General features: G+C 53.5%; 11 protein-coding genes and 1 tRNA gene. 5 read left to right on the forward strand and 7 right to left on the reverse strand.

Annotated features, from left to right (window positions below; all coding sequences use genetic code 11):
- A partial coding sequence (locus EJP87_RS05365) for a tetratricopeptide repeat protein (protein WP_130470832.1) occupies window positions 1-1,357 on the reverse strand: 1,357 nt, incomplete at its 3' end.
- Between the two features lie 70 nt (window positions 1,358-1,427).
- On the opposite strand from EJP87_RS05365, the gene EJP87_RS05370 reads away from it, so the two are divergent.
- The 4 genes from EJP87_RS05370 to EJP87_RS05385 are packed head-to-tail and all read left to right on the forward strand — an operon-like array spanning window position 1,428 to window position 2,451.
- On the forward strand, window positions 1,428-1,667 hold the full coding sequence (locus tag EJP87_RS05370) for an SH2 domain-containing protein (protein WP_130470833.1): 240 nt from the start codon (window positions 1,428-1,430) through the stop codon (window positions 1,665-1,667).
- A 20-nt stretch (window positions 1,668-1,687) separates the two neighbouring features.
- Window positions 1,688-1,822, forward strand: a complete 135-nt coding sequence (locus EJP87_RS18955) for a site-specific integrase (RefSeq protein ID WP_420886845.1) — start codon at window positions 1,688-1,690, stop codon at window positions 1,820-1,822.
- A 45-nt stretch (window positions 1,823-1,867) separates the two neighbouring features.
- The gene (locus EJP87_RS05380; RefSeq protein ID WP_130470834.1) at window positions 1,868-2,146 is read left to right on the forward strand and encodes a type II toxin-antitoxin system RelE/ParE family toxin; all 279 of its coding nucleotides are present in this window, start codon (window positions 1,868-1,870) and stop codon (window positions 2,144-2,146) included.
- An 8-nt stretch (window positions 2,147-2,154) separates the two neighbouring features.
- A complete protein-coding gene (locus EJP87_RS05385; protein WP_130470835.1) occupies window positions 2,155-2,451 on the forward strand; it encodes a HigA family addiction module antitoxin in 297 nt (98 codons plus the stop codon).
- Between the two features lie 46 nt (window positions 2,452-2,497).
- Here EJP87_RS05385 and EJP87_RS05390 read toward each other — a convergent pair.
- Window positions 2,498-2,574 (reverse strand) — tRNA-Arg (locus tag EJP87_RS05390).
- 155 nt (window positions 2,575-2,729) lie between these two features.
- Here EJP87_RS05390 and trxA point away from each other — a divergent pair.
- The gene (gene trxA, locus EJP87_RS05395; protein ID WP_130470836.1) at window positions 2,730-3,059 is read left to right on the forward strand and encodes a thioredoxin TrxA; all 330 of its coding nucleotides are present in this window, start codon (window positions 2,730-2,732) and stop codon (window positions 3,057-3,059) included.
- A gap of 75 nt (window positions 3,060-3,134) precedes the next feature.
- Here trxA and EJP87_RS05400 read toward each other — a convergent pair whose 3' ends face one another.
- The 5 genes from EJP87_RS05400 to EJP87_RS05420 form a co-directional block, all read right to left on the reverse strand.
- The gene (locus EJP87_RS05400) at window positions 3,135-3,485 is read right to left on the reverse strand and encodes a DUF167 domain-containing protein (protein ID WP_130470837.1); all 351 of its coding nucleotides are present in this window, start codon (window positions 3,483-3,485) and stop codon (window positions 3,135-3,137) included.
- On the reverse strand, window positions 3,478-4,068 hold the full coding sequence (locus tag EJP87_RS05405) for a YggT family protein (RefSeq protein ID WP_130470838.1): 591 nt from the start codon (window positions 4,066-4,068) through the stop codon (window positions 3,478-3,480). The genes EJP87_RS05400 and EJP87_RS05405 overlap by 8 nt, the downstream gene beginning before the upstream one ends.
- A gap of 40 nt (window positions 4,069-4,108) precedes the next feature.
- Window positions 4,109-4,930, reverse strand: coding sequence for a pyrroline-5-carboxylate reductase (gene proC, locus EJP87_RS05410; RefSeq protein ID WP_153188656.1), 822 nt, complete (start codon window positions 4,928-4,930; stop codon window positions 4,109-4,111).
- A 24-nt stretch (window positions 4,931-4,954) separates the two neighbouring features.
- Window positions 4,955-6,088: a tetratricopeptide repeat protein gene (locus tag EJP87_RS05415; RefSeq protein WP_130470840.1), complete on the reverse strand. Its 1,134-nt coding sequence runs from the start codon at window positions 6,086-6,088 to the stop codon at window positions 4,955-4,957.
- A gap of 38 nt (window positions 6,089-6,126) precedes the next feature.
- On the reverse strand, window positions 6,127-6,733 hold a 607-nt coding region (locus EJP87_RS05420), incomplete at its 5' end, for a YggS family pyridoxal phosphate-dependent enzyme (protein WP_130470841.1).

Genomic DNA, 6,733 nt, shown 5'->3' on the forward strand with positions numbered 1-6,733 from the left:
AGGTGACTCCGCTGATCTGCCAGAGCGGGGCCAACACCCGCAGCGAGGGCAAAGAGCGTTGCTGATCATTTTTATGAAGAGGAGAGCCCCGCCAGATCACCCCGATATGGAGTCTGTCGGCTGGCAGAAGGTTTTGCCAAAAGCGCAGACGCTCAATCGGCGCTGTCAAATAGGGCAAAGCAGAGGGCAAAAGTGGTACAGTTGCTCCCAATCGATACGGAAGACTCATCAGAAAGAGCCAATAATCATGCGGCGGCGGATCCCCTTCGTCCTCTACCAACAGTTGATCCACTGCAGGCAGACTCTGTAACAAAACCGCGAGCGGCGCCGGACAGAGCAGGGTGACATGGCGTACCCCCAATCGTCGCAACAGTGTTATATAACGACAAAAATGAATGGTATCCCCAAATCCCTGCTCACAAAGCAACAAAAGAGACAGGCCATGCAGAGACTCCCCTTGCCATTGCGGAAAGGGCCATGACGGCAGAGCAGTTTGTCGCCGCTCAGGCAGCAAGCGGGCTTCATAATGCTCCCAGCCTTCTGCATAACGCTCCTGGCGCAACAAAAGCAGGCTGAGGTTCCAACGTGCTTCACTATGTTCTGGATGTAACTGCAGCACCGCACGATAGCACTGCTCTGCCTCTGGCAGACGCTGTCGTTCTGATAACACAATGCCCAGGTTACAGAGACAAACTGCATGCTGTGGTTGCAGAGTAAGAGCGTGGCAATAGATGGTTTCGGCGCTGCTATTGTCACCTGTTTTATGCAACAAATTGCCAAGATTGATCCAATAATCGACCTGTTGCGGCGCCAGGCGGATGGCCTCCTGCAACGACTGTTTGGCAGCATCCATCTGCTGCATGCTCTGCAACAGCAACCCTCTATTATTCCAGGCACGGGCATGATCGGCCTGCTGACGAATCACCTCTTGATAGCTCTCCAGGGCCTCTGGCAAGCGATTGTCCTGTTTGAGGAGATTGGCCAGGTTATACCAGGCTTCCGGGTGTTGCGGCTGGCAGGCCAGAAGCTGCCGGTAGAGCTTTTCCGCATCCTGTTGCTGTTGCTGCTCCTGTAACAGACAGGCAAGGCGAAACAAGGCTTCCGGATGATGGGGATCGATAGCCAAGAGACGACGGTAAAATGATTCTGCCCTCTCCCACTCTCCACTGTTTTGCGCGCTCCAGGCAAGACGCAGCGCACAATCACCCGCACAGGCCAGAAGTGCCGGATGGCCAGGAAAAGCGCGCAACAACTGTTCAGCCAGAGAGAATGCTTCCAAAAAAGCAGCGCGACGATAGAGAGCCAAAAGCTGCTCACTGGTCAATAGACTATTTTCTTGAGAGGAGAGAGTCGGCATCAGAGCATCGAAACAGCAGTTAAGCAAATCACGCCAGCGATCACATACAGCTTACCGAGAGGGCTGCATTATGGCACAGGCAAAGATCACAAAAAAGATTGTTGACGCTATCACACCAGGGGAGACGGATCAATTTTTTTGGGATGTGGCGCTGAAGGGCTTTGTCTTGAAAGTGACGGCGGCGGGTAAAATTGTTTATGTCATCCAATACCGTCACAGCAACCGCTTGCGACGATATGTGGGAAAGAGGGTACTGCCATTGTTGGCGTTCCCAGAGTATGGGCAAAGGTACGCACACTGGCAGGGTTGAGCGACATAACCTTGCATGGGTTGCGCCATGCCTTTGCCTCAGGGAGGGGCCATGTCGGGTTAAGTTTGCCTGTTGTCGGGGCGTTCTTGGGACATTCCAGCACATCCATAACGGTTGTTGAATTATCTGTTACCAAAAAGCGTGGTGTACGGTGATACATTGTTCTTGTAATTATACGTTTGACGTTATACGATAAACATATGATCAAGAGCTTTCGCGACAAACAGACAGAACTGCTCAATGACGGCGAACGGGTGCCACGCTTCGAGGCTGTTGCCAAGATTGCCCTCCGAAAACTCGATATGCTGGCTGCTGCCCATTCTTTGGATGATTTGCGGATACCTCCCAACAACAGGCTGGAATCACTCCATGGCGATCGGCGTGGACAGTACAGCATTCGGATCAATGACCAGTTTCGTATCTGTTTTGAATGGCAAGAAGGTCATGCCTGCCATGTCGAAATTGTGGACTATCATTAGGGGTTGCCATGCGCATCAAAGTTCATCCAGGGGAAGTGCTGAGGGAAGAGTTCATGCACCCACACAATCTGAGCGCCAACGCACTAGCCATGCGCTTGCGAGTGCCCACAACCCGTATCGGGGCCATAATTCATGAACGCCGCAGTATCACAGCCGATACAGCCATTCGTCTATCCCATTTGTTTGGGACAACACCAGAGTTTTGGCTTAACCTGCAAACTCAACACGATCTATCCGTTATGATGCAGAAGATTGGCGATGAAGTAAAACGCGACGTTTGCGCGGTTACGCCATTTGATTGCTGAGACAAAAACGGCCACCTTGCGAGTGACCGTAAATATTTGATTTTATTGGTACACGGTATTGGATTCGAACCAATGACCTTTGGCTTCGGAGGCCAACGCTCTATCCAACTGAGCTAACCGTGCAAAGTGCAAAAAGTGGCTGTCACTATAGAAACGGTTTGCGCTCTTGTCAAAGGGATGAATGAGTCTTGACAAAAACAGCCCCCTCCTTTTAGCCTGTGCATATCTCTGCCTGGGCGATGTCCGGGCCGTAAACCCCCTTTGGAGTCGTTGTGACCATGAATCAAGATATCGTGCAAACTTCGGATGGCACCTTTGAACAAGATGTACTGAAATCGGAATTGCCTGTTTTGGTGGACTTTTGGGCTGAATGGTGCGGCCCATGCAAGCAGATTGGCCCCTTCCTGGATGAGATGGCCGTGGATTTCAAAGGCCGTCTCACCGTCGCTAAAATCAATATCGATCATAACCCCAATACCCCAGGCACCTATGGCGTCCGTGGTATTCCGACCCTGATGCTGTTCAAAAAAGGGCAGATCGAAGCCACAAAAATCGGTGCCCTGCCCAAATCCAAACTCTATGAGTGGGTTGAAAGCTCTTTGGCCTGATCTGTTGCACGGTCAAAATGCACACCAACCGCCATGCGCAACTCCTTGCGCATGGCGGTCCTTTTTGTGCTCACTCTATTTGTCGGCCTGAGCGCCCATCCCGCTCACTGATAATTGCCAGCGCTGACAAAAAACTCTTACCTCTGCTTCTGTCACTGCCTGCAGCCGCAACCGTTTATCCCGTGCCTGCTCTCCGGCCAGCAACTGTACCCGACCTTTGGCAATATGCAGTTGCTCTGCCAACCAGTGGCATAAAGCCTGATTGGCAGCCCCGGCTACCGGAGGTGCGGTCACAGCAATTTTAATCGCCGTGCCATACATCCCCAATACCGTTACTCGGGCCGCTCGTGGCTGTAGACGTACCTCCACATACCAATCTCCCCCCTGCCAACGGCCTGGCAGCTCGTCGCTACTCTGCTCAACCATGCAACATCAAGCGAAAGGTGACATCTTGCAAAATAGCCAAAAATACCAATATCGCCAACGCCGCCATTAAAGGAGAGATATCCAATCCATATACCGTCGGCAACCGGGGCCGCAACCAGCGCACCAAAGGTTCTGTGGCCTGAAACACAAAGCGTAACAGAGGATTGGCCAAATTAATCCGTACCGGACGACCACGGCGGAAAGCCAACCAGGAACGAATGTGCAATCCCCCGCGCACAAAAAGCAACAAAAGATAAAAGGTCAACAAAAGATGCACCAAGGTGATCACTTCCAATAGCAGCGATGATAACGCCATGCTGCCACGGGCCATGCCAGCCACCAGGCGCTGCAACAAGGATAATCCCAACAACGCCACAATCGGAGAGAGATCCAGCCCCGCCACCGGAGGCAACAGACGTCGCAACGGTTCCAACAGCGGATCGGTCGCCCGCATCAAAAACTGCACAATCGGATTATAGGGATCTGGATTGACCCAGGAGAGCAACACCCGAATCAAAATCATCCAGGTATAAACCCCCAAGGCAAAATCCAACAACACAGTCAGTGAACCAAGAACGCCCATCGTCTTCTTTCCTGTTGGTTATGAAAGTCGATTGTCACACTCAGGAGTGACCACGCAAGGCACGCGACCGTTGCCAAGCCGCTTGCACCGCTTCAATCAACGCTCCTCGCACCCCTGCTGTTTCCAGACGGGTGAGAGCTGCAATAGTGGTACCTCCCGGGGAGGTAACCTGATTTTTCAAGACACCCGGATGGCTTCCACTCGCATCCAACAGACGGGCTGAACCAATCAAGGTACGAATCGCCAAACGATCGGCCACCGCACGCGGCAGACCGCAGGCCACCCCACCATCCGAAAGTGCTTCGGCAATCAAATAGACATAGGCCGGTCCTGATCCCGACAAAGCGGTGACCCCATCCATCCACCCCTCATCCTCAATCTCCACCACCTCGCCGGTGACCGCCATAATGGCGTGGGCCCATTGTCGCTCTCTCTGTCCCAACCATGCCGGAGCATAAAGCGCTGCAATCCCTTCACCGATCAAAGCCGGAGTGTTGGGCATCACCCGTACCACCCCTTGTCCTTCCGGCACTCCCTGCTGCAACGTCGCCAACTCAATACCGGCAGCAATCGAAAGCAGCAACTGCTCCTTCTGCCAATAAGCAAATATCTCCTGCAAAACAGCCCCTACCTTGCCCGGTTTTACCGCCAAAATCACCACCTGCGGTTGCAAACGCATCAGGCTCAGATTGTCTGCTACTACCGAAATCGCAAACTTTTCCTGTAACCATTGCCGCCGTTCTGCTACCGGTTCGCTGACACACAACTGTCCACCGGTCACTCCAGCCTGCAACAATCCTGCAATCATGGCAGCGGCCATGTTGCCGCCACCAAGAAAACCAATCCGTATCTCCTGCAACATTTCGGTTATTTCCACTCTGGATGATTAAAATGATTTGACCTCTTCTGGGGTAAAACCAACAGCATGCAGACGGCGGCGGGCTGCTTCTGCCTCCTTCTGCGAGACAAATGGACCAACCCATACCCGCAAATGGGTGACATGGTTGATCTCTACCGGCTCCACATAAACCGGCATCTTTTGTTCGCTGACACGGGCCAAAGCCTTGTCGGCATTGGCCGACTCCCGGAAAGATTCTATCTTGAAAGCATAGGAACCCTTGCGATGCGCTGCACCACTGCGCGCAGGAGGCAGATCAGCATCCAGGCTGGCATCCAGAATTACCTCTGCAAGCGGATCGGTTACCTCTTCGCGGGGGGCAGGAGAAGGTCGGGCTTTTTTAGCCTCCTGGGGTGCGGGAGTTTTTCCGCTGCGGGCAGATGTGCTGGAAAGCGGCGGTTGTTGTTGCTGCTGTTGCTGTTGCTGTAACACCCTGTTGAAATCATCGGCGACCGACAAATCGCGACCACTCAAAAGTCGATTGCGTTCCGCTTGTGAGTAGGCTGTGCCATCCCGCTGCACCAACTGAAAAAAGGTATTAAAATCAGCGACAGCCGCATCATGCCGGTTTTGCAGAGAGTGCAGTTGTCCCCGATAATAATAGCTCCCCGGAAAATCTGGATTCAGGCGAATGGCGGCATTAAAATCCTCCATGGCTCCCTCCACCTGATTCAGCCGGGTGCGGGCCATCCCTCGGTGCTGCAACGCCAAAAAATCTTTCGGATCCAAGGCTACAGCCACATTCAAATCGGCCAAAGCAGGACGTGGTTGTTGTAAAGCCAACTGCACCATGCCACGCAAACGATAGGCCAGAGGATAATCTGCCTGCAACTCAATCGCCTGTTTGCAATCGGAAAATGCCTGTTGTGCCAGGTGGGATTGTGTGGGAGCGGCCAAGTGCTGCTGATAGCGGGCCTGGCAGCGTCCGATCAAAGCCTGCAGTCGGCTCTCCTGATTACCCTGACCCTGGCGCAACAACTCGCCAAAGGCAGAGGCGGCCCGACTGTAATGACCCTGCTCCAACTCGTGTTGCGCCTGTGCCAGAGGATCGGCAACCGCAACCCCTGCCACCATCCCGGCGCTTGCTACAGCAATACTCCATGACAACCGCTTTGCGCACATGCTCTCCTCCTGCCCATTGCTCTGATACCCACCCCTCCTCAACGCGCTCCGAACAGGGCGCTGCCAACGCGCACCCAGGTCGCTCCCTCTTCGATAGCCACCTCAAAATCCTGACTCATACCCATTGATAGCTCATTCATGCAGACGCCAGCAATCTTTTCTGCGGCCATCTGTTGTGCCAGTCGCGCCAAAGCACGAAAATAGGGACGTGCCTCTTCGGCGGTGGCTGTCCAAGGTGGAATGGCCATCAAACCCTGTACCGCCAAACCAGGCAGTTGTGCCACCTGTTGCAATAGCGGCAGCAGCTCTTCAGCAAGCACTCCCTGTTTTTGACTCTCCCGACCAATATTGACCTGCAACAAGATGGGCAAACTCTCTCCTTGCATCAGCGCTGCCGACAAAGTCTGCGCCAAAGGCAGCGTATCCACACTGTGAATCATTTGAAAGATGCCTGCCGCCAGTTTGGCTTTGTTACGTTGCAAAGGACCAATCAAATGCCACTGCAAAGGCAGAGCCTGTCCAGCAGCAGCCAGCAAAGAAGGAGTTTCGGCCAACTCGCACTGTTTTGCCCGCGCCTCTTGAACCCGGTTTTCTCCAAAACAGATTTGACCGGCCGCTGCCAGTGCGGCAACACGTGTCGCAGGC

The sequence above is a fragment of the Candidatus Magnetaquicoccus inordinatus genome (assembly GCF_004217665.1).
In the GTDB taxonomy this organism is placed as follows: Bacteria; Pseudomonadota; Magnetococcia; order Magnetococcales; family Magnetaquicoccaceae; genus Magnetaquicoccus; species Magnetaquicoccus inordinatus.

Coding starts and splice junctions, on each gene's coding strand:
- EJP87_RS05415 (WP_130470840.1), bottom strand. CDS start 6,088: ATGTGCGCAAAGCGGTTGTCATGGAGTATTGCTGTAGCAAGCGCCGGG.
- proC (WP_153188656.1), bottom strand. CDS start 4,930: ATGTTGCAGGAGATACGGATTGGTTTTCTTGGTGGCGGCAACATGGCC.
- EJP87_RS05400 (WP_130470837.1), bottom strand. CDS start 3,485: ATGGTTGAGCAGAGTAGCGACGAGCTGCCAGGCCGTTGGCAGGGGGGA.
- trxA (WP_130470836.1), top strand. CDS start 2,730: ATGAATCAAGATATCGTGCAAACTTCGGATGGCACCTTTGAACAAGAT.
- EJP87_RS05380 (WP_130470834.1), top strand. CDS start 1,868: ATGATCAAGAGCTTTCGCGACAAACAGACAGAACTGCTCAATGACGGC.
- EJP87_RS05385 (WP_130470835.1), top strand. CDS start 2,155: ATGCGCATCAAAGTTCATCCAGGGGAAGTGCTGAGGGAAGAGTTCATG.
- EJP87_RS05405 (WP_130470838.1), bottom strand. CDS start 4,068: ATGGGCGTTCTTGGTTCACTGACTGTGTTGTTGGATTTTGCCTTGGGG.
- EJP87_RS05370 (WP_130470833.1), top strand. CDS start 1,428: ATGGCACAGGCAAAGATCACAAAAAAGATTGTTGACGCTATCACACCA.